19 protein-coding genes are annotated in these 25162 nt (G+C 73.0%); 6 read left to right on the top strand and 13 right to left on the bottom strand.

Translation table 11 applies throughout. The annotated features are described in order from the left end of the window. Positions 1-385 precede the first annotated feature (385 nt). Both ACIHFE_RS13825 and ahcY read right to left on the bottom strand, forming a co-directional pair. Complete coding sequence (locus tag ACIHFE_RS13825; RefSeq protein ID WP_400106054.1) at positions 386-1000, bottom strand: hypothetical protein; 615 nt, start codon at positions 998-1000, stop codon at positions 386-388. Positions 1001-1141: 141 nt separating this feature from the next. Continuing rightward, on the bottom strand, positions 1142-2599 hold the full coding sequence (gene ahcY, locus ACIHFE_RS13820) for an adenosylhomocysteinase (protein WP_400106053.1): 1458 nt from the start codon (positions 2597-2599) through the stop codon (positions 1142-1144). Positions 2600-2987: 388 nt separating this feature from the next. Between ahcY and ACIHFE_RS13815 the strand changes: the two genes are divergently transcribed. Continuing rightward, positions 2988-5000: a fructose-specific PTS transporter subunit EIIC gene (locus ACIHFE_RS13815; RefSeq protein ID WP_400106052.1), complete on the top strand. Its 2013-nt coding sequence runs from the start codon at positions 2988-2990 to the stop codon at positions 4998-5000. 148 nt (positions 5001-5148) lie between these two features. On the opposite strand, the gene ACIHFE_RS13810 is transcribed toward ACIHFE_RS13815, so the two are convergent. From ACIHFE_RS13810 to ACIHFE_RS13785, 6 genes are all read right to left on the bottom strand, one after another. Next, positions 5149-6111 (bottom strand): cation diffusion facilitator family transporter, encoded by a 963-nt coding sequence (locus ACIHFE_RS13810; RefSeq protein ID WP_400106051.1) that lies wholly within the window; start codon positions 6109-6111, stop codon positions 5149-5151. Continuing rightward, positions 6108-7313: a mannose-6-phosphate isomerase, class I gene (gene manA, locus ACIHFE_RS13805; RefSeq protein WP_400106050.1), complete on the bottom strand. Its 1206-nt coding sequence runs from the start codon at positions 7311-7313 to the stop codon at positions 6108-6110. Before manA ends, ACIHFE_RS13810 begins: the two co-directional genes overlap by 4 nt. Positions 7314-7343: 30 nt before the next feature. After that, entirely contained in the window at positions 7344-8513 is a 1170-nt protein-coding gene (locus ACIHFE_RS13800; protein WP_400106049.1) for an SIS domain-containing protein, read from the bottom strand. 57 nt (positions 8514-8570) lie between these two features. Then, positions 8571-8759: a Trm112 family protein gene (locus ACIHFE_RS13795; protein WP_400106048.1), complete on the bottom strand. Its 189-nt coding sequence runs from the start codon at positions 8757-8759 to the stop codon at positions 8571-8573. Between the two features lie 99 nt (positions 8760-8858). After that, entirely contained in the window at positions 8859-10217 is a 1359-nt protein-coding gene (locus tag ACIHFE_RS13790) for a phosphomannomutase/phosphoglucomutase (protein WP_400106047.1), read from the bottom strand. A 138-nt stretch (positions 10218-10355) separates the two neighbouring features. Then, positions 10356-10793, bottom strand: coding sequence for a DUF3499 domain-containing protein (locus tag ACIHFE_RS13785; protein ID WP_400106046.1), 438 nt, complete (start codon positions 10791-10793; stop codon positions 10356-10358). Between the two features lie 274 nt (positions 10794-11067). On the opposite strand from ACIHFE_RS13785, the gene ACIHFE_RS13780 reads away from it, so the two are divergent. Beyond that, positions 11068-11559 carry a metallopeptidase family protein gene (locus ACIHFE_RS13780; protein WP_400106082.1) on the top strand — a complete coding sequence of 164 codons (492 nt, stop codon included), beginning with the start codon at positions 11068-11070 and terminating at the stop codon, positions 11557-11559. A 42-nt stretch (positions 11560-11601) separates the two neighbouring features. Here the strand turns inward: ACIHFE_RS13780 and ACIHFE_RS13775 are convergent, their stop codons facing one another. The 3 genes from ACIHFE_RS13775 to ACIHFE_RS13765 form a co-directional block, all read right to left on the bottom strand. Further along, the gene (locus ACIHFE_RS13775) at positions 11602-13065 is read right to left on the bottom strand and encodes a DUF5719 family protein (protein WP_400106045.1); all 1464 of its coding nucleotides are present in this window, start codon (positions 13063-13065) and stop codon (positions 11602-11604) included. Beyond that, positions 13062-16802, bottom strand: coding sequence for a glycosyltransferase (locus ACIHFE_RS13770; RefSeq protein ID WP_400106044.1), 3741 nt, complete (start codon positions 16800-16802; stop codon positions 13062-13064). Before ACIHFE_RS13770 ends, ACIHFE_RS13775 begins: the two co-directional genes overlap by 4 nt. A gap of 246 nt (positions 16803-17048) precedes the next feature. Then, the gene (locus tag ACIHFE_RS13765; RefSeq protein ID WP_004952403.1) at positions 17049-17312 is read right to left on the bottom strand and encodes a WhiB family transcriptional regulator; all 264 of its coding nucleotides are present in this window, start codon (positions 17310-17312) and stop codon (positions 17049-17051) included. A gap of 619 nt (positions 17313-17931) precedes the next feature. On the opposite strand from ACIHFE_RS13765, the gene ACIHFE_RS13760 reads away from it, so the two are divergent. The 3 genes from ACIHFE_RS13760 (at position 17932) to ACIHFE_RS13750 (ending at position 20891) form a co-directional block, all read left to right on the top strand. Further along, complete coding sequence (locus ACIHFE_RS13760) at positions 17932-18432, top strand: cysteine dioxygenase (RefSeq protein WP_400106043.1); 501 nt, start codon at positions 17932-17934, stop codon at positions 18430-18432. A gap of 195 nt (positions 18433-18627) precedes the next feature. Beyond that, complete coding sequence (cofD, locus tag ACIHFE_RS13755) at positions 18628-19578, top strand: 2-phospho-L-lactate transferase (protein ID WP_400106081.1); 951 nt, start codon at positions 18628-18630, stop codon at positions 19576-19578. Continuing rightward, positions 19575-20891, top strand: coding sequence for a coenzyme F420-0:L-glutamate ligase (locus ACIHFE_RS13750; protein WP_400106042.1), 1317 nt, complete (start codon positions 19575-19577; stop codon positions 20889-20891). Before cofD ends, ACIHFE_RS13750 begins: the two co-directional genes overlap by 4 nt. 173 nt (positions 20892-21064) lie before the next feature. Here the strand turns inward: ACIHFE_RS13750 and ACIHFE_RS13745 are convergent, their stop codons facing one another. Next, positions 21065-21976, bottom strand: coding sequence for a DNA-3-methyladenine glycosylase family protein (locus ACIHFE_RS13745; protein ID WP_400106041.1), 912 nt, complete (start codon positions 21974-21976; stop codon positions 21065-21067). A 202-nt stretch (positions 21977-22178) separates the two neighbouring features. On the opposite strand from ACIHFE_RS13745, the gene ACIHFE_RS13740 reads away from it, so the two are divergent. Next, positions 22179-24044, top strand: coding sequence for an NAD-binding lipoprotein (locus tag ACIHFE_RS13740; protein WP_400106080.1), 1866 nt, complete (start codon positions 22179-22181; stop codon positions 24042-24044). A 30-nt stretch (positions 24045-24074) separates the two neighbouring features. Here the strand turns inward: ACIHFE_RS13740 and ACIHFE_RS13735 are convergent, their stop codons facing one another. After that, positions 24075-25157, bottom strand: a complete 1083-nt coding sequence (locus tag ACIHFE_RS13735; RefSeq protein ID WP_400106040.1) for a sugar phosphate nucleotidyltransferase — start codon at positions 25155-25157, stop codon at positions 24075-24077. Positions 25158-25162 lie beyond the last annotated feature (5 nt).

Below are 25162 nucleotides of genomic sequence, written 5' to 3'. Positions count from 1 at the left end.
CGGGCGCTTCCCTTCGGTGTTTCCAACCTTACCAGATCCGATTTCTCGTTTCCGGCCCCCTGTCGGAGCGGGGTTTCTCGCCTTTCCGCTTTCGCTTTCCGGCGATTCCGACTTTATCAGATTCGAGGCGAGCCGATCACATCGGCTTTTTCGCTTCCGATAAGGAGTCGAAGATGCTCCGCGTGAATCACGTTCACTGTCGGAAGCGTTTGAGATGCTAACCGTTGCCGACGAACCAGTCCAGTCCGTCTCAACCGTTCGAATCTACCTCCCCCCTCCACCCGTGTCAACGGGTTTCCTGGGGCAGATTGAGACCTTACCAGGCACCCAGCGCACACCGCACATCCGGCCTGGGGTCCAGCCTGGGGTCCGGCATCGGGGCCGGTCAGCCAAAGAGGGAGGGCGGGCTCTCCAGTTCCTCCAGCTCGATGCCCGGGGCCGACAGGACGACGTCGCCGGCCAGGTGGACGGTGTGCTGCTCGCCGGTGTCCAGGGCGCTGACCTGGTACTCGTCCACCTCCAAGGGGGCGTTGTCAGTGGGGTGTGCTGTTCTGCTCACCAAGGCCCACGCCTGATCGATGGTGCGGGGTGCGAGCACGGGGGCGGTGAAGGTGACGAGTCGCAGACGGGTGGCGGGGGCGCCGGGGGTCAGCCTGGCCAGTCGGGCGAGGGCCACCAGGAAGGCGGGGGATGTGCCGCCGAAGCCATGGGCTCGCACATTGCCCTCGGTGGCGTGCTCGCCGGTCGGGTCGGTGCGTACCCAGGTGACGCCGTTGATGGCGGCGCCGCGCACCTGCCAGTCGGCGGAGCGGAGCTGGAGCCGGAGGGGGCGGCCGAGAGCGTCGACGGTGAGATCGACGGAACCGGTCTCGGCACCGGACGGAGCGGTGATCCGGGAGACATAGCGCCAGCCGGAGGGGCCGGTTGCGCACTGGAAGTGTTCGGCACCGAGGGGGGTGCGATCGTGCGGGTCGTGAAGCGAGTAACGGCCGCGGGGCATGGCGGGATCCTTGGCGGGAAAGGGCCAGGCCCCCGCCCTGGAGGCGGGGGCCTGGCCGGCCGGCTGGTTCACCGGCTGCTGACGTCGGTGCGCTCGGCGCGGTGGGCACTGATGCGGTGGTCGGCGTCCTTGGCGCTGTGCTCAGTAACGGTAGTGGTCCGGCTTGTACGGACCCTCGACCTTGACGCCAATGTAGGCGGCCTGATCCGGGCGGAGCGTGGTGAGCTTGACGCCCAGGGCGTCCAGGTGGAGGCGGGCCACCTTCTCGTCCAGGTGCTTGGGCAGCACATAGACGTCGGTCGGGTACGACTCCGGCTTGGTGAACAGCTCGATCTGGGCCAGCGTCTGGTCGGCGAAGGAGTTGGACATCACGAACGACGGGTGGCCGGTGGCGTTGCCCAGGTTCAGCAGGCGGCCCTCGGAGAGCACGATCAGCACCTTGCCGTCGGGGAACGTCCAGGTGTGGACCTGCGGCTTGACCTCGTCCTTGACGACGCCGGGGATCTTGGCCAGGCCGGCCATGTCGATCTCGTTGTCGAAGTGACCGATGTTGCCCACGATGGCCTGGTGCTTCATCTTGGCCATGTCCGAGGCCATGATGATGTCCCGGTTGCCGGTGGTGGTGATGAAGATGTCAGCGGTCTCCACCACCTCGTCCAGGGTGGTCACCTGGTAGCCGTCCATGGCCGCCTGGAGCGCGCAGATCGGGTCGATCTCGGTGATGACCACGCGGGCGCCCTGCCCGCGGAGCGACTCCGCGCAGCCCTTGCCCACGTCGCCATAGCCGCAGATCACCGCGACCTTGCCGCCGATCAGGACGTCGGTGGCGCGGTTGATGCCGTCGACCAGCGAGTGGCGGCAGCCGTACTTGTTGTCGAACTTCGACTTGGTCACCGCGTCATTGACGTTGATGGCCGGGAAGAGCAGCGTGCCGGCCTGCTGCATCTCGTACAGACGGTGGACACCGGTGGTGGTCTCCTCGGTCACGCCGCGGATCTCCGAGGCGAGCTGGGTCCACTTCTGCGGGTTCTCCGTCAGGGTGCGGTTGAGCAGCGTGAGGATCTGGGCGTACTCCTCGCTGTCCGCGGTGGACGGGTCCGGGGCCGCGCCGGCCTTCTCGAACTCCACGCCCTTGTGCACCAGGAGGGTGGCGTCACCGCCGTCGTCCAGGATCATGTTGGGGCCGCCGGTGGGGGCGTCCGGCCAGGTCAGAGCCTGCTCGGTGCACCACCAGTACTCCTCCAGGGTCTCGCCCTTCCAGGCGAAGACCGGGACGCCCTGGGGGTTGTCCGGAGTGCCGTCCGGGCCCACCGCGATGGCCGCGGCGGCGTGGTCCTGAGTGGAGAAGATGTTGCAGGACGCCCAGCGCACCCGGGCGCCGAGCGCCACCAGGGTCTCGATCAGCACCGCGGTCTGCACCGTCATATGCAGCGAACCGGTGATCCGGGCGCCCTTGAGCGGCTGCGCCTCGGCGTACTCCTTGCGGATCGCCATCAGGCCGGGCATCTCGTGCTCGGCGAGGGTGATCTCCTTGCGGCCGAAAGTGGCCAACGACAGGTCGGCGACCTTGAAGTCCTGGCCGGTGGAGGTGGTGGTCATCTGGGCTGCTCCTCTGAAGGGCGAGCGAGGGATGGGTACGGCCGTGCTCACGGCCAGGCTCGACTGACAGATGAGCCCACAGTGGCCCCCTGCTCTCCCCTGGCCGTAGCGCAGTCCGTCGGAGGCCCTCTCTCCCTCGGCCGGTCCGTCGTGCGAACCGCCCGACCGCCATCAGCAGCGACGTCTGGCTCTGGCCCCGAATCTACACCGGACCGGGAGGCGTTCCCCAGCCCCCACCGGCCGCCGATACAGCGGAAGATGAGGTTCCGGACAACCGTCACCATGACGGCGCTGCCCGCCCCCTTTGATCCACTGACGCGCTGTTGCAGGATGCGGTGCGCGAAGGCACGGCGCGGTCCCGCGTACGCCCCGTCAGGAGGAGATCCCTGTGACCAGTCCAGCCGGTCCCCCCGAGGGTGCCGGGAGCGGTGGGCACGATGGGCGGCGGCTGAGGCTGATCGCGGTGACCGCCTGCCCCACCGGTATCGCGCACACCTATATGGCGGCGGAGAAGCTGGCCCAGGCGGCGGAGGCGCTGGGGCATCGGATCAAGGTGGAGACCCAGGGATCCATCGGGGCCGAGAACGTTCTGACGGACAGCGACATCAGCCAGGCCGACGCCGTCATCATCGCCGCGGACACCGAGGTGGACCGCGGCCGGTTCGCCGGGAAGCCGTTGCTGGCGGTGGCGGTGGCGGAGGGGATCCACCACCCGGAGCAGCTGATCGAGCGGGCGCGGCAGGCGCCGGTGTACCGGGGCGGCGGGGGCGCGGGTGCCGCAGGCGCTGCGATGGCCGCGGCGGTGGGCGGTAAGGGCCGCGGGATCACCTACAAGGCGCTGATGAACGGCGTCTCGTACATGATCCCGTTTGTGGTGGTCGGCGGTCTGCTGATCGCGGTCTCCCTGGCGCTGGGCGGCCATGCGACATCGCATGGGCTGGTGATTCCGGAGGGCTCCTTCTGGAAGCACGTCAATGACATCGGGGTCATTGGCTTCACGCTGATGGTGCCGGTGCTGTCCGGCTATATCGCCTATGCCATCGCCGACCGTCCGGCGCTGGTGCCGGGCATGATCGGGGGCTGGATCGCCAACACGGGGGCGCTCTACGGGTCCAAGTCGGGCGCGGGGTTCATCGGGGCCATCGTCACCGGCTTCCTGGCCGGATACACGGTGCTGTGGATCAAGCGGGTGCGGGTGCCCCGGTTCGTCCAGCCGATCATGCCGATCATCGTCATCCCGGTGCTGGCCACTTCGGCGGTGGGGCTGTTCTTCGTCTATGTGCTGGGCAAGCCCATCGCCTGGGTCTTCGAGCACCTCACCGACTGGCTGGGCGGGCTGACCGGGGCCAGTGCGGCGGTGCTGGGAGTGCTCATCGGGCTCATGATCGCATTCGATATGGGCGGGCCGGTCAATAAGACGGCCTTTCTGTTCGGCGCCGGGCTGGTCTCGAAGAACCCCGAGGTCATGGGCATGTGCGCGGCGGCAATTCCGGTTCCTCCGCTGGGGCAGGGGCTGGCGACGCTGCTGCGCCGCCAGATGTTCGACGAGCAGGAGCGGGAGACCGGGCTGGCGGCGCTGTTCATGGGCTTCTTCGGCATCACCGAGGGGGCCATTCCGTTCGCCGCGGCACGGCCGGCGCGGGTGATTCCGGCCAATATGGCGGGCGGCGCGGCGGCCGGGGCGATCGCCGGGCTGGCCGGGGTCAAGGACCGGGTGCCGCACGGCGGTCCGATCGTGGCGGTGCTGGGGGCGGTGGCCGGCGTGCCGATGTTCCTGGTGGCCATGGCCATGGGAGCGGCGGTGACCGGGTTGCTGACAGTGACACTGATGTCCTTGGGGCGTCCGCGTCCGGGGCTCGCCAGGGGGATCATGGCGCCCGTGGGGTCCGGGGCTCAGGTGGGATCCGTGGCGGTGGTCCCCTTGCCGGAGGCCGGGCACCGGCCGGAGGTGCTGTCCGGGTATCTGACCGAGCGGACGGTACGGCCCTTCCTCGCGGCGGACCACAAGGAGACGGCGATCCGGGAGATGGCCGGTCTGCTGGGCGAGAGCGGAGCCGTACGGGATGAGGACGCCCTGGTCTCGGCGGTGCTCGCCCGGGAGGGCCTGGGGACCACCGGGCTCGGTGAGGAGATCGCCATTCCGCATGCCAAGACGGATGCGGTCGGTGCGCCGGTGGTGGGATTCGCCCGCTCCGCGGAGGGCATTGAGTGGGGTTCCATGGACGGCACCAGGGCCCGGCTGATCTTTATGATCGCGGTCCCGGAGGCGGGGGCGGAGAACGAGCACCTGCGGATCCTGGCGCTGCTGTCCCGGCGTCTGATGGACCGGGGGTTCCGGGAGCGGCTGCTGATGGCGTCGGATCCGGGGGAGGTGATGCGGGTGCTGGCGGAAGTGCGGTAGGCACGGTGGCCGGTGCGCCGTGTCTTCTGCCGCGCTTGCGCGGCGTTGGCCAGTTCGGGGTCTCCCCCGCGTTGCGTTTCGGGTGCGGGTTGTCGGTGGTTGATCGCGCCCACGCGGCGGAGCCGCACGATTGAGTCGCCCCGCGCCCCTAACGGGCGCCGCCCGGGGTTGCCATGGGGTCTTCGCCTGCTGCGGCGGCGGCTGGGTCGTAGATATCCGGTTCGAGGTAGATGACGCGGGCGATGGGGACCGCGGCCCGGATGCGGGACTCGGCGGCGTCGATGGCGCGGGCGACCTGGGCGGCGGTGTGCTCGTGGGGTACCGAGATCTTGGCGGCTACCAGCAGTTCCTCCGGGCCCAGGTGGAGGGTGCGCATATGGATGACGCCGGTCACCGTCTCACCGTCCACGGCGGCGGCCCGGATCCTGGCCACCTGTTCGGGGCCGGCCGCCTCGCCCAGCAGCAGGGACTTGGTCTCGGCGGCCAGCACCAGGGCGATCAGCACCAGCAGGGTGCCGATGCACAGGGTGCCCACGCCGTCCCAGACGCCGTCCCCGGTGGCGACCGAGAGGGCCACTCCGGCGAGCGCCAGTACCAGGCCGACCAGGGCGCCGAAGTCCTCCAGCAGCACCACCGGCAGTTCGGGCGCCTTGGCCGTCCGTACAAAGCGGGTCCAGGACTGCTCCCCGCGCAGCTGGTTGGACTCCCGGACGGCGGTACGGAAGGACATGCCCTCGGCGGCCAGGGCGAAGAACAGCACGCCGACCGGCCAGTACCAGTTGTCCAGCCGGTGCGGGTGACGGACCTTCTCATAGCCCTCGTAGAGGGCGAAGACCCCGCCGATGGTGAACAGCACGATGGAGACCAGGAAGCCGTAGACATAGCGTTCCCGGCCGTAGCCGAAGGGGTGTTCCTCGCTCGCCCTGCGCTGGGCCCGCCGCCCGCCGACCAGGAGCAGCGCCTGGTTGCCGGAGTCGGCGACCGAGTGCACGCCCTCGGCGAGCATGGCGGAGGAGCCGCTGAAGGCGAAGGCGGTGAACTTGGCGACGGCGATGGCCAGATTGGCGCCCAGCGCGGCGATGATGGCCCTGGTGCCGCCCGAGGCGCTCACGCCGGGATCACCGTCGTGGCCCGGAACACGGTGCATTCGCCGCCCAGCCGGACCCGCTCCCCCGCCCGCAGGAAGGCGGACCGGCCGCGTTCCAGGGTCAGTTCCTCCCCGTCCGCGCCGTGCAGCAGCGCGGTGCCCTCGGTGCACAGCAGGATCTGCGCGGCGGCCGGGTCCAGTTCGCGGGGCGGGGCGCCGGCCGGGCGTACCCAGCGGGAGAGGCGGAACTCGTCCACCGGGGTCTCATAGACCTCCTCCTCGCCCGCGCCGGCCTCCGGGCGCAGCACGGCGGGGGTGCCGGCCTCGAAGCGGACCACGCGCAGCAGTTCGGGGACGTCGATATGTTTGGGCGTCAGGCCGCAGCGCAGCACATTGTCGGAGTTGGCCATGATCTCCACGCCGAGGCCCTCCACATAGGCGTGCGGCACTCCGGCGCCCAGGTAGAGCGCCTCGCCGGGCTGGAGCCGGATGTGGTTGAGCAGCATGGCGGCGATCACCCCGGGGTCGCCGGGGCAGTGCCGGGCGAGGGTGGCGTAGGCCGCGTACGCCGCCTGGTACGGGCCCGGTTCGGCGGCCAGCGCTTCGGCGGCGGCGGCCGCCTGGGTCACGGTGCCGGCCATGGCGCTGCGTTCGGCGGTGAGGACGGCGGTGAGCACCTCGCGCAGGGCGTCGGCCTCCGGGTGGGCGTGCAGCAGGTCGGCATAGGGCTTGAGGCTGTCGACGTTCAGCGCGGCCAGCAGCTCGGCGGTGTGCAGCGGGTCCCGGAAGCCGCACAGGCCGTCGAAGGGGGTGAGGGCGCAGAGGAGTTCGGGCTTGTGGTTGGGGTCGCGGTAGTTGCGGTCGGGGGCGTCGCGGGGGACGCCCCGGGCCTCCTCGGCGGCGAATCCGGCCTCGGCCTGTGCCAGGTCGGGGTGCACCTGCAGGGACAGCGGTGCGGCGGCGGCCAGCAGCTTGAGCAGGAAGGGCAGCCGGGGGCCGAAGCGCCGGACGGCCGGGGCGCCGAGTTCGCCCTCGGGGTCGGCGGCGATGAGCTCGGACAGCGGGCGCGGGCCGTCGCCCCGGTCGGTCAGCGAGGGGGCGCCGGGGTGGGCGCCCATCCACAGCTCCGCCTGCGGTTCGCCGGTGGGCGGGATGCGGAGCAGTTCGGGGATCGCGGTGGTGGAGCCCCAGGCATAGGGGCGCACGGTGGTGACGAGGCGGTCCATGGAGCGGTTCCTACGGGTTTGGTACGTCCGCTACGGGGTGCCCGCGAGGGCCAGGTAGACGGCGGCGAAGTCGGTGACGGCCAGCAGTTCGGCGGCGGTCTCCAGCGGGCTGCTGCCCTCGGCCGCCTCCAGTTCGCTGACCGGGGTGTCGCGGTGCAGGGCCAGGTCGCGGGCGGCGGCCGCGGGTGAGGTGACAGTAGGGGCCTGCTCACGGAGCAGCACCACCCGGGCGTGCAGGGCCTCGGGCTCCTCGACCCGGTCCCGGAAGAAGTCCTCGGGGTCGGCGCCGGCGGCCAGGGCCCCGGCCAGCAGGGTGCTGTGCGCGGTGAGTGCCTCGGGCAGTTCGGCGGGCAGCGCCGGGCGGCCGGCCAGCGCGGCCAGCACGGTGGCGAAGCGGCGGCCCACGGCGGCGGCCAGTTCGCCCTCGGTCCAGATCAGCGGGAGGGTGTCGGCCAGCTCGGCGGCCAGGGTCTTGGCCGGGTTGCTGTAGGTGGCGATGGCCGGGCCGCAGCGTTCGGCGAGCTGGTCCAGCCGGTCGGCCAGGGTGTCCAGGGAGACGCCGGGGGCGCCGAGCAGGCCGATGCGGTCGGCGAGCGCCAGCAGCGGGGTGAGCAGCGACCAGAGGGTGCCCGGCCCGGTGGGCAGCACCCGGGCGGCCTGCTCGGTGTCCGCGCCGCGCTCGCCGCCGGCCGTCGCGTTCTCGTACCAGGTGGTGGTGAGCGGGATGGCCAGGCCGCGGGCCTGGGCGGTGGCTTCGGCGAGCGGGGTGCCGGCCGGGCTGACCGAGACCACCGAGCAGCCCCGGCGGTATGCCTGTTCGATGAGCAGGCCCAGACCCGGCTCGGTGCCGTCCGGGCTGGCGACCAGCAGCAGGTCCAGCGGTCCGGTCCAGCCGGGCAGGGTCCAGCGCAGGGCGCCGGGGGCGGGGGCCACGCCGGAGGGGCGGATAAAGGCCACCGGGCAGCTGCCGTCGGCCAGGGCGCCCAGCAGGTCGGCGGCGGAGCCGGCGGCCGGGCCCGGGCCGGCGACCAGGACGGCGCGCGGGCGGCCGTCCGGGGTCAGGGTGCCGACGCCCGCCTCGTCCGCGTTGCGCATGGCGGTGCGTACCCGGGCGCCGGATTCGGCCGCGCCCCGCAGCAGACCGTGCAGGTCCGCGCGGGAGAGGGCGTCGGGGTCATCGAGGAGGGACTCGTCGAACACGGTGGATCAACTCCGATCGCCATGGACTCGGTTCACGGTTCGCCGGCCGGCTGGGCCCTACTGCGGGCGCCGGGCCTCGTCGACCAGGAGCACCGGGATGCCGTCGCGGACCGGGTAGGCCAGGCCGCAGCTCTGGCCCTGGCAGACCAGCTCGGTGGCATCGCCCTCGGCTGCCGCCGTCTCGCTCAGCGGTGCGTGGCACTCCGGGCAGGCGAGGATCTCCAGCAGGCCGGCGTCGAGCGGCATGGGTCTTTCCCTTCGAGGGTCTTGCGAGGGTCTTGCCGAGGGCTTTGGTCTTGCGCGGTCAGCGTACCCGCCGGGCCGGGGGCTGGGCGGCCTGGCGCGTCAGGCGCGGACGATGGCCAGCACCTCGTCGCGCACCCGGCGCACGGCGGCCTCCTCGCGGGCCTCCACATTCAGCCGCAGCAGCGGCTCGGTGTTGGAGGGGCGGAGGTTGAACCACCAGTCGGCGGTGGAGACGGTGAGGCCGTCCAGTTCGTCCAGTTGGACGCCCTCGCGGTCCTGGTAGGCGGTCTTGATGGCGGCCAGCCGGCCGGCCTGGTCGGCGACGGTGCTGTTGATCTCGCCGGAGGCGGCGTACCGGTCGTACTGGCGGACCAGCGCGGACAGCGGCTCGGCCTGGCCGCCGAGCGCCGCGAGCACATGGAGGGCGGCCAGCATGCCGGTGTCGGCGTTCCAGAAGTCGCGGAAGTAGTAGTGGGCGGAGTGCTCGCCGCCGAAGATGGCGCCGGTACGGGCCATCTCCTCCTTGATGAAGGAGTGGCCCACCCGGGTGCGCACCGGGTTGCCGCCCTGCTCACGGACCACCTCGGGCACCGACCAGGAGGTGATCAGGTTGTGGATGACGGTGCCGCCGGGGTGCTTGGCCAGTTCCCGGGCGGCGACCAGGGCGGTGATGGCGGAGGGCGAGACGGGGTCGCCGTTCTCGTCGATCACAAAGCAGCGGTCGGCGTCGCCGTCGAAGGCCAGGCCGATGTCGGCCCGGGTCTCGCGGACCTTGGCCTGCAGGTCGACCAGGTTCTTGGGGTCGAGCGGGTTGGCCTCGTGGTTGGGGAAGGTGCCGTCCAGCTCGAAGTAGAGGGGGACCAGGTCGATGGGCAGGCCGTCGAAGACGGTGGGGACGGTGTGTCCGCCCATGCCGTTGCCCGCGTCGACCGCCACCTTCAGTCGCCGGATGCCGCCGAGGTCGACCAGCTTGCGCAGGTAGGCGGCGTAGTCGGCGAGGACGTCCCGCTGGCTGACGGTGCCGGGCACGGCGGCCGGGACGGGGGCACCGAACTCGCACCACTCCTCGACCAGGGCGCGGATCTCGGACAGGCCGGTGTCCTGGCCGACCGGGGCGGCGCCGGCGCGGCACATCTTGATGCCGTTGTACTGGGCGGGGTTGTGGCTGGCGGTGAACATGGCGCCGGGCAGGCCGAGGTGGCCGCTGGCGAAGTAGAGCTGGTCGGTGGAGCAGAGGCCGATCTCGGTGACGTCCACGCCACGGGCGGCGGCGCCACGGGCGAAGGCCCTGGACAGGCCGGGCGAGGAGGGGCGCATGTCATGGCCGATGACGATGGCGTCGGCACCGGTCACCTGGGCGAAGGCGGCACCGAACAGTTCGGCCAGCGCCTCGTCCCACTGGTCGGGGACCACACCACGTACGTCGTACGCCTTCACAAGCTGCGACAGATCAGCCACGGTCAACCCCTCCTGGAGCCGGTACAGGGGCACCAACCTACCTGGCGGGACCGACAATCCGGACGTCGGACGGGTATCGGGGAGCGGAAGTGGCCGCGGACGGCGGGCGAACCCACGGGGTGTCAGAGGGACGGGATGTCAGGAGTCCGGTGAGCGCAGCACTCTGAGGTGGCCTCGGCGGGCGACCTCCATGGGGTTGTCCTCGCGGCCGGAGGGGGCGGCGACGACGGCCGGGCCGGTGCCGGTGGCACGCTCCGGCGGGCGGGCCGCCTCACGCACGGCGTTGGCCAGTGCTTCCAGGTCGTCACCGCTGGGGCGGGCGGGGCCGGACTCCATGGCCAGCCGCACCACATCCCAGCCGCGGGGGGCGGTCAGCCGCTCCGAGTGCTCGGCGCACAGGTCGTAGCAGTGGGGTTCGGCATAGGTGGCGAGCGGGCCGAGAACGGCGGTCGAGTCGGCGTAGACGTACGTCAGTGTCGCGACGGCCGGGCGGCCGCACGCGGTGCGCGAACAGCGACGTACAGGGCTCACGAGGTGGGACGGTACCGCACTCTTGAGCGGGCCGCGATGACTCACCCCTGGCTCACTCCTCCGTGTCGTACCGGTTCGTCCGGTGGACGCCGCCGTTGGGCCGCCCGGTTGACCTGCGAGGAGAGCCGGTGGGCGGGGTTCGGTGGCATGGCCGGACCGTCATCAGTCGGTATCCATAGTGGCATTCGGCATGCGCGCCCCGATCCGGGAGGTGGCTTTAACCGATCGCAAGGGCGACCAGAACGCTCATTGGGCGACATGCGATGAGATGCGCGGCTACCGCGTGCACACCGCCGGGTGGCGGATACTCTCGGAGGTGATGGAGAGCCCCGTACCTCCCCCGGCCGGTGCCGGGGAAAGCCCCGGTCCCGCCGAGCCCCGGCCGCGTCGCCGCGACCGCCATGGCCGCGGTATGCGCGGCCCGGTCGCACCGCCCCAGGTGCCGCTGTCGGTCAGCCGGGCGGAGGCGTTCGTCGATCTGGTGCGGGACTCCGCGGAGCGCCTGGAGCGGCGCTGGCCGCAGCTGGCGGGCGTGGAGTTCGTGGTGCGCGAGGTGCCGGAGCCGGGCGGGGAGAACGGCGCCGGCCTTGACCTGGACCTCCTGGACGGTGAGTCGGTCCCGCTGGGCCGGTACCAGGCCGCGCACGGCGACCACCCGGACCGGATCGTGGTCTACCGGCGCCCGGTGGAGATCCGCTCCAAGAACCGGGACGAGCGCGCCCTGCTGGTGCACGAGGTCGTGGTGGAGCAGGTCGCCGAACTCCTGGGGCTGGCCCCGGAGTCGGTGGATCCCCGCTACGGCCAGGACTGACCGGCCGCCCCCGGCAGCCCCCTTCGGCGTCCGGGTCCCCGTTCAGCGTCCGAGGACGGACAGATCCGGGCTCGCGGCCGGGACGGCCACCGTGGAACGGTCGTCCGGCACCGGCTGGATGGTGAACATGGGGATGCCGTCCTTGGGCAGCGCCAGCGTCCGCGCGGCATAGAGCGGTCCGCCGGAGACCTTCTCCACGGTCAGCGCGTAGGGCCCCTTGCCGCCGGCGGGCTGCGGCGGTTCGACGGCCAGCGTGGCACCGGCCTTGACGGTGTAGCTCTTGGCCGCCGCGCCGCCCTCACCGGTCGCGGTGACCTTCACCTCCGCCGCTTCGCCGGGGGCGGTCAGGGACAGGGTGGTGCCCTTGGGGCGGTTGTCCGCCACCGTGCCGCGGATCTCGATGGGCGCGGTGGCCGGGATCCAGGCGGTCTCCTGCTTGTCGTCCTTGCCCCGGGTCACCCGGAGCGCGGCCACCACCGGCCCGCCGGCGTCATCCGCGCTCAGCAGCAGCGAACCGGCCTCGCCCTTGGTGAGGCCGCCCAGTTCGGCGACGGTCGTCATCCCGCTCTTGATGTGCAGCGACTCATGGCCGGCCGGGGTGATGGAACCGCCGGCTCCGGCCAGCCGCAGCTTGATGTCGCTGTCCTCGGAGCCGGGCGCGAAGACCACCAACCGGACCGCGGTGGCATCCGCCGGGATGCCGGGCAGCACCAGCCGGCGGGCGGCGTCGGCGGTGGGCGGCAGCCAGTCGCCGCCGGACTTCTCGTCGGCGGTCTGCAGCGCGGCGGCCACCCGGCCGGAGCGGGCCACGGCGTGCACGGTGAGGCTGTCGGCGGGGCCGTCGGCCAGCGCGGAGAGCAGCACCGGCACGGTGGCCCGCGGCGGCACCGTGATGCCCTCGCCGGACGGGGCCTTGAGCTGGCCGTCCTTGCCGTAGAGCTCCAGGTCGACCACGGCCGGGGCGTTGTCCGGGTTGACCAGGTGGACATAGTCCTGGCGCCCCTTGGCGATGCCGGCGCCCGGGAACCAGAAGGAGGTGCCGGGCGCCGTGCAGGTCAGGCCGTGCAGGCCGCGCCCGATGCCGGCGCTGATCACTGTGGTCTGCTGCACCGTCCAGCCGGGGGCCAGCGCTCCGTCGGCGGTGCCGATCAGGGCGGGGGCGTCGGCGCTGTCGGTGCCGGCGGTGTAGGTCCGGCCGGGCTGTTGCGGCGCCAGCACCGGCTTGCCGCCCGAACCGGCCTTCTTGGCGCCGGCCGCCGGGACGAGCGTGGCGGAGCCCTTTTTGGTGCTCTGCCCGGCCGGGGTGAAGGAGGTGTAGGTGGTGTCCGCCACATCGGAGGCGGACGGGGCCGGGCACAGCAGGGCGGACTGCTGCACCGGCAGCCGTCCGGGCGCCGTATGAGAGGCCGTCACACGCTTGCCGGACGGCGCGTCAAGAGTGGCCGTACCGGCGACGGCGGCCAGCGCCGCGGCGGCCGCGAACAGGGAGAGGGTGGTGCGCTTCACTGCTGCTCGCTTCCGTCGCGGTGCGTCCGGCCGTCCCCATGGCCCGGGCCCTGGGGCTGCTGACCGTAGCCGTAGGGGTCGTAGACCATCGCCTCCGGGTAGGCGGCGGTGGCGTACGGGTCATGGGGGTCATGGGGGTACGCGGCCTGCTGCGAATAGCCGGTGTCATACCCGTACGGGGCCTCCTGGTACGGCTGGTAGCCGGGGTACGCCTGGGGCTGTGCGGGCTCGCCGGCCCAGGTGGCGTCCGGGGTGTACTCCGGGGCGTACGGCTGCTGGTGGGGCAGCGCGGCATAGGGGTCGGCCGAGGGCTGTTCATAGGGGTCGGCCGAGGGCTGCTGCTGCGCATAGGGCTCGGCGTAGGGACCGGCCGGCTCCGGGTCCGTCAGGGGCGCGGCGGCCGGGGCGGGTTCGGCGGTCTCCGGCTGTTGCTGGGCGGCGGCGCGCAGCCGGCGGGCCCGGCGGCCCTCACCGGCGGTGTCCTGGGCGGGCACCGGGGCCACCGGCTCGGGCTCCGGCAGGTCGTCGTCCATCTCGCGCCGCCGGCCCGGCAGCGCCAGCACCACCAGGACCAGGGCGAGCAGGCCCTGGGTCCACAGCCAGCCGGTGTGCGCCGTGGAGTCCTGGTAGCCCAGCGACAACTTTCCGCCGCCGGCCGGGAGTTGGAAGCCCTGGGCCCAGCCGTCGACGGTGGTGCGCTTGAGGGCGTGCCCGTTGAGGGTGGCCTGCCAGCCGGGCGCGGCCTGGTCGGCCAGGCGCAGCACCCGCCCCTCGGGGCCGTCCGGGATGGTGGTACGGGCGTTCACCGGCCCGGCCGCCACCGGCACCGGGTCCGCCTTGTCGCTGACGATCGTCAGCCGGGCGGCCTTGCGGTCCAGCCGCCACAGCGAGCTGTGGCTCTCCTGGCTGAGCCGGGTGAGGCCGGGGGTGGCGTCCAGGGCCTGGCCGATCGCCTTGTCCGCGCTGTCCCGGACCAGGACATAGCCCACCGCGTAGCCGCCCAGCCGGGCCGCCTGGTCGGCGCCGGAGCCGGCCACCAGGCCGGCCACGGCGGAGTCCAGTCCGCGATCGCGCAGGCCGTCGGCGGTTTCGGCGTCGCCCAGGCGTACCCCGGAGCCGCGCACCAGGGCGTAACGGACATGGGCCGTGTCCCCGTCCAGCACCAGGGTGCGGGCCTGGTCCCGGGTGCCGGCCTCCTCGGCGACAAAGGCGGGCACCTGGGCGGGGTCGCGGCGCTGCAGCGGTCCGCCGGCGCCGGACACCGCCCAGCCCGCCGCGGCCACCAGCGGCGCGGCCACCGCGGCGACCGCGATCAGACCCGCGACCGGCTGCCGCCAGCCGAAGCTGAGCGCGGCCACCCGCTCCCGGGCGCCCTCGGCGCCCACCAGCGCGGCGGCGATCAGGGCCAGGGCGTAGACCAGGGTGGCGGCGCCGGCCCAGTGGTCGTGGTTGAGCAGGACCGCGCAGAGCAGCCCGGCCAGCGCGGCGGCCCAGGCGGTGCGTACGGCCAGCGGCCGGTCGGCGCGCAGCAGGGCGGCCAGCGCGGCCAGCACCAGGCCGAGCAGCAGCACCGCGCCGAAGTTCTTGGGCCCCCCCGGGTCGGCGGTGAGCAGGCCCAGCGGGGCGGAGGTGCCCTGGCCATAGGCGGCGCCGGCCTCGGTGAGGAAGCGGCCGGGGTGTGTGAACAGCCCCAGCGACCAGGGCGCCAGCAGCAGCACCGGGGTGCCGGTGATCACCAGCAGCGCCGGGCCGTGCGCGGCCAGCCGGGCCGCGCCGCCGCGCACCGTGTGCAGCACCAGGGTGCCCAGGCCCAGGAGCAGGGCGAGCGGCCAGACCACGGGGGTGAAGGCGGTGGTGACGGTGAGCAGCAGGGCGTAGGCCCAGCAGGCGCGCCAGGACCGGCGGCCGTCCGGGTGACGCAGTCCGCCGGCGGCCACCGCGGTACGGGCCATCAGCGGCAGCAGGACGGCGAGCACCGCGGTGCCCAGCCGGCCGGTGGCCAGGGCGCCGGTGACGGCGGGCAGGAAGGCGTAGGTGACGGCGCCCCAGGCGCGCAGCAGCCGGGAGTCGACCAGCGGCCGGGAGGCGAAGTAGGCGCTCAGTCCGGCCAGCGGCACCGAGCAGACCAGCAGCAGGCTCAGGGTGAGGCCGGTGGAGCCCAGGAGGAGACCGGCCAGCGCGGACAGCAGCGCCAGATAGGGCGGCGCCCCGCCGGTGCTTCCGGTACCCACCGGGTGCCAGCCGTCGGCGTACCGGCCCCAGAGCTCGCCGAGGTGGTCGGGCACCGGCAGCAGGGCGCCGCCGGAGAGCGCGCCGCCGCCGTACAGGCCGCGGCAGGCGATGGCGGAGACCAGCAGCAGCAGGAGGAAGAGCATGGGCGCGGGTTTGCGGGCGATGCGCCGGACCCTGGCGAACTGTTCGATCTCCAGGAAGTCGGCGTCGTCGCCGCCGGGGCCGGACTCCACCGCGCCATGCCGTCCGGCCGAGGAGGTTTCGGCGTCCGCGCGGCCGCCGAAGCCGGCGGCCAGTTGTTCCACGGTGACCCGCAGGGTGGCGCCGGGGGGTGGGAAGAGCGGCCGCAGCTCCGCCGGGGTGACGGCGCTCGGGCCGCGCCGTTTGCGGGCGGCGCTGACGCGGCCGGGGCGCAGCAGCACCGAGACCAGGCCGGTGATCTCGTCCAGCGCCTGGCCGGGCGCCTTGCCCACCAGGTAACCCAGGGTGCGCAGCAGGGTGCCCAGCACGATCCGCAGCAGGACATAAGGCAGCGCCCGGCCACGGGAGTTGGCGAGCAGGGTGTGCACGGCGCCGGCCTTGTCGACCCGGTGCGGGGAGACCTTGCGGCGGCCGGCGCAGTCCACCGGGCGGCGTTCCCGGGAGGCGGCCTCGGCGTGCCGCAGCACGGCGTCGGGTGCCACCAGGACCCGGTGGCCGGCGGTGTGGGCGCGCCAGCACAGGTCCACATCGTCGCGCATCAGCGGCAGCCGGCCGTCGAAGCCGCCGAGCTGCTGGTAGACATCGCGGCGGATGAGCATGCCGGCGGTGGACACCGCCAGCACGGTGCGTACCTGGTCGTGCTGGCCCTGGTCCTGTTCGCGGCGGTCCAGGCCGGTCCAGCGGCGGCCGCCGCGGGCGATGGAGACGCCGACCTCCAGCAGCTGTCTGTGGTCGTACCAGCTGCGCAGCTTGGGGCCGATGACGGCGGCGGGCCGGCCGGCGGTGATCTCGGCCTCGGCCGCCCGCAGCAGTTCGTGCAGGGCGCCGGGTTCGGGGGCGCAGTCGTCGTGCAGCAGCCACAGCCACTGGACGGGCTCCTGGTCCCGCTGCTCGTAGGAGTCCTCGGTCCAGGTGCGGCTGACGGGGTCCCAGCCACTGGGGGTCCGCAGATAGGGCAGGTCGTCCTCGGTGGGCGCGGGGGTGGCGCGCACCGCCTCCTCGACGGCGGTGCCGAAGCCGGCCCGGCGGGCCAGGTGCAGCACCCGCTGGTCGCCCAGCGCTTCGGCGAGCAGCCGGGCGGAGTCGTCGGTGCTGCCGGTGTCGGCGGCCACCACCCGCTGGACCGGCCGTTCCTGGCCGAGCAGTCCGTCCAGCGCCCGGGGCAGCCAGCGGGCGCCGTCATGGGCGACCAGTACGGCGGTGACCACATGCCGGGGGAAGGCGGGGGCGGTGGCGTCGAGGGGGTCGGTGGCCGGGTAGTGGGCCGTCGTATTGCTGTGCGTCGTATTGCTGTGCACGGACATCGGCGTACGGGCCCTCCGGCCGGGAGCAGCCGCCCGGGGGACGCCCCGGCGGACTGGCGGTGCTGGACTGCGGTACACACCCGGGGGCATGTCTCGGACGGCACCCCAGACTAGTGGCTGCCAACACGACGGTCCGCCTCCCAGAGTGCGGGGCGCGGGAGGCGGACCGTGGATGTGCGTGCTGGTGCGGTGCTGCTGCTGTGCTGGTGCCGGGAACCGCTGGACGGGCTGGTCCCGTCCCCGGCGTCAGACCGCGGCCTTCTTCAGCCGGCGGCGCTCGCGCTCGGACAAACCGCCCCAGATACCGAAGCGTTCGTCGTTGGCGAGGGCGTACTCAAGGCATTCCGAACGGACTTCACAGGCGAGGCAGACCTTCTTCGCCTCTCTGGTGGATCCGCCCTTTTCCGGGAAGAAGGACTCGGGATCGGTCTGGGCGCACAACGCGCGCTCCTGCCAGCCGAGCTCCTCGTCCGCCTCCTCGACCAGCAGTTGCTGAAACAGCTCGGTCATGTGCGCCCCTCGTCTGTCATTGCGTCCCTGTGATGCTGCCGTGAACAGGTACGGCAGAAAGACACGAGTGAAATTACAAGTGCGCCGATCCGGGCCAGTCAAGCCGGGATCTGCTATTGAGCCCCTTATTCACTCTGCGGAACCAAGGACGAGCAGAAAGTTGCCAAATCACCACAAGAATGGACACTTCTCTCGCTCGCCACAGGCGTCCCAGTTACCCCCGGTGAAGGGAAGGACGCCGCGACCCTTGATGCAGTTGCAGCGCCCGGCGGTTCGTCCGTCGGCGGCTGCCCAGCAGACCCGACGCAAAACCCTCCGGTGACCTGGCCCACTGGATGAGGTGAAAGATTCCACCAAAACGGACATCCGGTTGACATGACGCGTCCGTCCCAGGTCTCCTTGTCTGCATGCCAGCGACCTCGCACCTCTGCCTGACCCGTGCCTACGGGTCGCGTTGTGCTGTCCAGGCTCGCTGTCGCTGTTCCAGCTGTTGATGCCGACGAGCTCCGGCTGACCCCGCCTCCTTACCTTCGGGCCCGACCGGCCCGGGCGAGGCGTTCGCGCGCACCCCCTCCTTTGCCTTGCGTCCCCTTTTCGCTTCCCGTCGAGGAATCCGTATATGAACAGCGACGTCCAGATCGCCGGCGACCCGCTTGCCCTCCCCCACCTGATGCCACCGCCCGCCGCCCACCCCGCCACCGTCGCCGAGTGCGCCGGGCTGGCCCGGGCCATCGCCGCCGACCGGGCGAGCTGGGCACACCTGGTCCGCTATGACGCGGTCAGCCGCTGGTACCACCGGCTGCGCACCGGGCCCGGCTATGAGGTGTGGCTGCTCAGCTGGGTGCCCGGACAGGGCAGCGGGCTGCATGACCACGGCCCGTCCTCCGGGGTGCTCACCGTGCTGGACGGCGCGCTCACCGAGCGGCACCAGGACGGCGGGCGCGCGGTGCGGCGCCGGCTGACGCCGGGCGCACAGCGGGTGTTCGCGCCCGGCTACGCCCATGAGGTGGTCAACGACTCCCTGGAACCGGCGGTCAGCCTGCATGTCTACTTCCCCGGCCTGACCGAGATGCCGCTGCACCGGCCGCAGTGCGCCCAGGCGGTGGCCGTCGGCGGCTGAGCGCTCCGCTGGAATTGCGGTACTTCGGCTGCGGGTGATCCGCGGCTGGTCGCGCCCACGCGGCGGAGCCGCATGACGCTGCCGCCCCACGCCCCTTACGGAGCGCGGAACCGCACTGGACTTCGACAAGTCCGCTCAGGACCCCCCGCAATGGCAGCCCTTCGGGCTGACAGACTGACTCCCATGCAGCGCATTGTGGTTCTGGCCGGTGGAATCGGGGGCGCCCGCTTCCTTCGTGGCCTCAAGTCAGCGGTCCCCGACGCGGAGATCACCGTCATCGGCAACACCGGCGATGACATCCACCTCTTCGGCCTGAAGGTCTGTCCGGACCTGGACACCGTGATGTACACCCTCGGCGGGGGCATCCACGAGGAACAGGGCTGGGGCCGGACCGGTGAAACCTTCGCGGTCAAGGAGGAGTTGGCCGCGTACGGGGTGGGGCCGGAGTGGTTCGGGCTCGGCGACCGCGACTTCGCCACCCATATCGTCCGCACCCAGATGATGGCCGCGGGCTATCCGCTCAGCGCCGTCACCGAGGCACTGTGCCGGCGGTGGCAGCCCGGCGTGCGGCTGCTGCCGATGTCCGACGACCGCGTCGAGACCCATGTGCTGATCGACGGCCCCGACGGCACCCGCAAGGCGGTGCACTTCCAGGAGTACTGGGTGCGGCTGCGTGCCTCGGTGGCGGCGCATGCCATCGTGCCGGTCGGCGCCGAACAGGCCAAGCCGGCGCCCGGCGTGCTGGAGGCCGTGGCGGCCGCGGATGTGATCCTCTTCCCGCCCTCCAACCCGGTGGTCAGCGTGGGCACCATCCTGGGCGTGCCGGGGATCCGGGAAGCGGTGGCGGACGCCGGGGCGCCGGTGGTGGGGCTGTCCCCGATAGTCGGCGGCGCGCCCGTACGGGGCATGGCGGACAAGGTGCTGGCGGCGGTCGGCGTGGAGGCCACCGCGGCGGCCGTGGCCCGGCACTACGGTCCGGATCTGCTCGACGGCTGGCTGGTGGACACCGTCGACGCCACGGCGGTGGCCGAGGTCGAGGCGGCGGGCATCCGCTGCCGGGCGGTGCCGCTGATGATGACCGACACCGAGGCCACCGCCGCGATGGCCGCCGAGGCGCTGGCCCTGGCCGAGGAGGTACGCGCATGACGGCGGTCCCCGCCTACCGGGTGTGGGCGCTGCCCGGCATCCCCGAGGTGCGCCCGGGCGACGACCTCACCAAGCTGATCGCCGGTGCGGCCACCGCCGAGGGGCTGCCCGGGCTGGCGGACGGCGATGTGCTGGTGGTCACCTCGAAGATCGTCAGCAAGGCGGAGGGCCGGATCCTGCGGGCCGAGGACCGCGAGGCCGCCATCGACGCGGAAACGGTACGGCTGGTGGCCCGGCGCGGCACCCTGCGCATCGTGGAGAACCGGCTGGGGCTGGTGATGGCCGCGGCCGGGGTGGACGCCTCCAACACCACGGCCGGGACGGTGCTGTTGCTGCCCGAGGACCCGGACGCCACGGCCCGGGCGCTGCGGGCGGGCCTGAAGGAGACGCTGGGAGTGGATGTCGGTGTCCTGATCACCGACACCTCCGGGCGGCCCTGGCGCAGCGGGCTGACCGACATGGCGATCGGCGCGGCCGGCGTGAAGGTCCTGGACGATCTGCGCGGCGGCACCGACGCCCAGGGCAACCCGCTGGTGGCCACGGTGGTGGCCACCGCCGATGAACTCGCCGCCGCGGGCGACCTGGTGAAGGGCAAGGCGGGCGGACTGCCGGTGGCGGTGGTGCGCGGGCTGCCGCATGTGGTGGACGGGGACGCCGAGGGGGCGCGGGCGCTGGTACGGGGGGCCGCGGACGACATGTTCCGGCTGGGCACCTCGGAGGCGATCCGGGAGGCCCTCGGATTCCGGCGCACGGTACGGGAGTTCACCGACGATCCGGTCGACCCGGGGGCCGTGCGCCGTGCGGTGGCCGCCGCGGTGACGGCGCCCGCGCCGCACCACACCACGCCCTGGCGGTTTGTACTGCTGGAGTCGGAGGAGTCCCGGACCCGGCTGCTGGACGCCATGCGGGAGGCATGGATCGCGGACCTGCGGGCGGACGGCCGCTCCGAGGAGAGCGTGGCCCGGCGGGTGCGCCGCGGGGACGTCCTGCGCAGGGCGCCGTACCTGGTGGTGCCCTGCCTGGTCATGGATGGATCGCATGACTACCCGGACGCCCGGCGGAGCACGGCCGAGCGGGAGATGTTCGTGGTGGCGGCCGGGGCGGCGGTGCAGAACTTCCTGGTCGCGCTGGCCGGGGAGCGGCTGGGGTCGGCATGGGTGTCGTCCACGATGTTCTGCCGGGAGGTGGTCCGGGAGGTGCTCGGCCTGCCGGAGTCCTGGGATCCCATGGGGGCGGTGGCCGTGGGGCGGCCGGCGGTGGCACCAACTCCCCGTCCTGAACGGCCGGTTGATGCGTTCATCACGGTCCGCTGACACCGGCGGGGCTCTCTGCCTGCGGGAGACCTTCCGCAGGCGGACGACGGTCACGGCGTTCGTCACGATCCGCTGACGCCGGCGGCGGGCAACCGTCCACGGGAGGGCTTCCGCACGCGGACAACGGTCACGGGTGGGGCGAGCCGCCCCGCAGGGGCGGCCTGAATCAAGGCCTAGATCCCCGCGAAGTCGCGGACCGCGAAACGCGGCGCCCGCCGGGGCGGCCGTGCCCCGCTCAGCAGGATGTACCGGCAGGCCCGGTACCGCTGCCCCGCATACGGCTCCAGCAGCTCCAGCATCCGCTCGTCATCCGTGTTCCGGTCACCGGTCAGCGCGTATCCCACGATCCGTGGCAGATGCAGGTCGCCGACCGTCACCGCGTCCGCCGGGCCATTGCTGCGCTGCAGCGTCTCGGCGGCCGTCCACGGGCCGATGCCGGGGACGGCCCGCAGCCGGGCGGCGGCCTCGGGGGCGTCCATGGCGGCCGCCTCCTCCAGGCGGCCCGCGACCCGCGCGGCGCGCAGGATGGTCGCCGAGCGCTTGGCGTCCACCCCGGCCCGGTGCCACTCCCAGGACGGGATCAGCGCCCAGCCGCGCGGGTCCGGCATCACCCGCATCCGGGCGGCCGGGCTGCCGGCCGGGCCGGGCGCGGGCTCGCCGTGCCCCTGCAGCAGCAGGCGCCAGGCGCGGTACGCCTCGTCGCTGGTGACCTTCTGCTCCAGGACCGAGGGGATCAGGGACTCCAGGACCAGGCCGGTGCGGACCAGGCGCAGGCCCGGATGTCTGCGGTGGGCCTCGTGGACGAGACGGTGCCGGGGGGTGAACGCGGCGGGCTCGTCCTCGGCGCCCAGGAGGGCGGGGAGGCGGTCGAGCAGCCAGTCGGCACCGGGGCCCCAGGCCTCGGCCTCGATCCGGCCGTCGCGCGCCGCCAGGTGGAGGGTGCCCGGCCCGAGGGGCGTGCGGGTGGCTCGCCAGATGCCGTCCATGACCTGGTACGCGGGGTCGCCGGGTCCCCGGGTCAGCACCCCCAGGGTGCGGGCGAGGTCATAGGGACCGGGCGGGGTCCAGGAGCGGCGGGTGGGCATGGTGGCCAAGGGTACGTCGCCGTGGGCTGAGATCCCCGCCCTGGCGGGCGGCCGCCCTCGGCGGCCGCGGATCAGCACACCTGGGCGATTGTTCACGTAATGCGATGAACGCGGTCGTGCCACGTTACCGAGCCGGTCCGGTCGAGCAGGCTCAGATGTGACTCGGTGGCGGGAGCGTGCGCGGTACTGGTTCGACAACACGATGTCCCGCGGCACCCCCGCCCTGATCGGCTGGCTCGCCGCCGCCTGCCTGGCCGTTGTCCTTCCCGCGAGCGTGCTGCTGGTGTGGACGGACCGCCGGGCGCCCGCCTCCCTCCAGGGCAGGCTGGCCGCGGTGTGGCAGAGCGCGGGCCAGACCCTGCGGCTGGGCGGTGAGGCCGGGCCGCCGCTGCGGATCCTGCTGACGGTGGTGCTCGCCCTGGTCGGTCTGTTCTATGTCTCCGCGCTGGTCGGTCTGATCACGGCCGGGGTCAGCGAGCGGCTCACCGCCCTGCGCCGGGGCCGTTCCACCGTGCTGGAGAAGGGTCATGTGGTGGTGCTCGGCTGGTCCGAGCAGGTGTTCACGGTGGTGTCCGAGCTGGTGGAGGCCAATGCCAACCAGCGGCATGGCGCGGTGGCCATCCTGGCCGACCGCGACAAGACGGACATGGAGGAGGCCCTGCACACCAAGGTGGGCGCCACCGGCACCACCCGGCTGATCTGCCGCAGCGGGTCCACCAAGGACCCGGCCGTGCTGCTCCGGGTGAGCCCGCGGACCGCCGGCGCCGTTCTGGTGCTGCCCCGCGAGGAGCCCTCCGGGGACGCCGAGGTGGTCAAGACCCTGCTGGCGCTGGGCGCCACGGCCGGTGAGGACGGCGGGGCCCGGGTGGTGGCGGCGGTCCGGGACGGCCGGTACCGGCTGGCCGCCGGCCTGGCGGCCGGTCCGGACGGGGTGGTGCTGGAGATCGACGACATCACCGCCCGGCTGATCGTGCAGTGCGCCCGCCGCCCCGGCCTCTCCCTGGTCTACCAGGAGCTGCTGGACTTCGCGGGCGACGAGTTCTACACCGTGCGCGAACCGGCGCTGGCCGGCCGTACCTTCGGCGAGGCCCTGCTGGCGTATGCCGCCTCCTGCCCGGTGGGCCTGGTCCGCGCCGGCGGCACCCTGGCGCTGAACCCGCCGCCGGACACCGTGCTCGCCCCGGACGACCTGCTGGTGGTGATCACCGAGGACGATGACACCGCCGTGCTCCGCGCCCCGGCCAGGCCGGTGGACGAAGCGGTGATCGTGCCCCGGGCGCCGCTGGCCGTCCGGCCCGAACGGGCCCTGCTCCTGGGCTGGAACCGGCGCGCCCCGCTGGTGGCCCGCCAGTTGGGCCGCTGCACCGCCCCCGGCTCCGTGCTGGATGTGGTCGCCGACGGACCGGCGGCCGGGGCCGCGGCGGTACGGGCCGCCGGGCCCGCGCTGTCGGTGGTCTTCCGCCAGGGCGACCCCACCCGGCCGGAGACGGTCAACGCCCTGGACATCGCCTCCTATGACAGCGTGATCGTCCTGGGCCCCGACCCGGACGGCCGGGACGAGCCCGACGACCGGACCCTGGTCACCCTGCTGTTGCTGCGCGCCTGGGAGCGGGCGGCCGGGCGGGAGCTGCCGGTGGTCACCGAGATGACCGACGACCGCAACCGGGAACTCGCCCCGGTCAGCCCCGGCGCCGACTTCATCGTCAGCGGCAAGCTGATCGGCCTGCTGATGGCCCAGATCTCCCAGAACCGCCAACTGGCCGGCCTGTTCGAGGAGTTGTTCACGGCGGGCGGCAACGAGGTGCTGCTGCGGCCCGCCGCCCACTATCTGCGGCCGGGCTGCGAGACCTCCTTCAGCACGGTGGTGGAGTCGGCCCGGCGCCGGGGCGAGTGCGCCATCGGCTACCGCGAGCACGTCCGGGCGGCCACCGGACCCGGCTATGGGGTCCGGGTCAACCCGCACAAGGACACGGTCCGCCGCTGGGCCGGGCAGGACGAGGTGATCGTGATCGCCGGAGATCCAGGAGATCCAGGAGATCCAGGGGATCCAGGGGATCCAGGGGAATGACCGGCCCGGCCCCCGGTCCCGCCGCGCCGGCTACTCGTCCGAGGAGAACCGGATGGCGCCGGCCGGAATCTCCGCCCCGCACCAGACCCGGGCGCCCAGGCGCAGTTCGTTGCCGGGGCCCACCACCGCGCCGTCGCCGATCACCGCCCCGTCCAGCACGGTACGGGCGCCGATCCGGGCGCCGGCACCGATCAGCGAGTCACGGACCTGGGCGCCCGCCTCGATGACCGCCCCGTCCAGCACGGTGCTGCCGTCCACCCGGGCGCCGGGGGCGATCCGGGCGCCGGTGCCCACCACCGTGCCGCCCATCAGCTTGGCGTCCGGCGCCACCTCGGCACCGTCCAGCACCAGCCGCTCGCCGCAGCGCCCCGGCACCGCCGGGGACGGGGCACGGCCCAGCACCAGGTCGGCGGAGCCACGGACAAAGGCCTGCGGGGTGCCCAGGTCCAGCCAGTAGGTGGAGTCCACCATGCCGTGCAGATGCGCGCCGGCGGCCAGCAGCCCGGGGAAGGTCTCCCGCTCCACCGAGACCGGGCGGCCGGCCGGGATGGAGTCGATCACCGAGCGGTTGAAGACATAGGCGCCCGCGTTGATCTGGTCGGTGACGATCTCCTCCGGCGTCTGCGGCTTCTCCAGGAAGGCGGTGACCCGGCCGTCGGGGTCGGTGGGCACCAGCCCGTACGCCCGCGGGTCGGCCACCCGGGTCAGGTGCAGCGAGACATCCGCGCCGCTGTCCCGGTGCGTGCCGATCAGCGCTCCGATGTCCAGGCCGGTGAGGATGTCACCGTTGAAGACCAGCACCGGCTCATCCGGGCCGGAGGTCAGCCGGGAGGCCACATTGCGGATGGCGCCGCCGGTGCCCAGCGGCTCCCGCTCGGTGACGTACTCCAGGTGCAGACCCAGGGCCGAGCCGTCGCCGAAGTAGGGCTCGAAGACCTCCGCCAGATAGGAGGTGGCCAGCACGATGTGCTCGATACCGGCCGCCCGGGCCCGGGCCAGCTGGTGGGTGAGGAAGGGAACTCCCGCCGCCGGAACCATTGGCTTGGGCGTGTTGACGGTGAGCGGCCGCAGCCTGGTTCCCTTGCCACCGACCAGGAGAATCGCTTCTGTCACCTTGA

Source organism: Streptomyces sp. NPDC052396 (assembly GCF_044593195.1).
In the GTDB taxonomy this organism is placed as follows: domain Bacteria; phylum Actinomycetota; class Actinomycetes; order Streptomycetales; family Streptomycetaceae; genus Streptomyces.
Note: the sequence above shows the minus strand (reverse complement) of the source record. Positions and strands in the feature narration are given on the sequence as shown.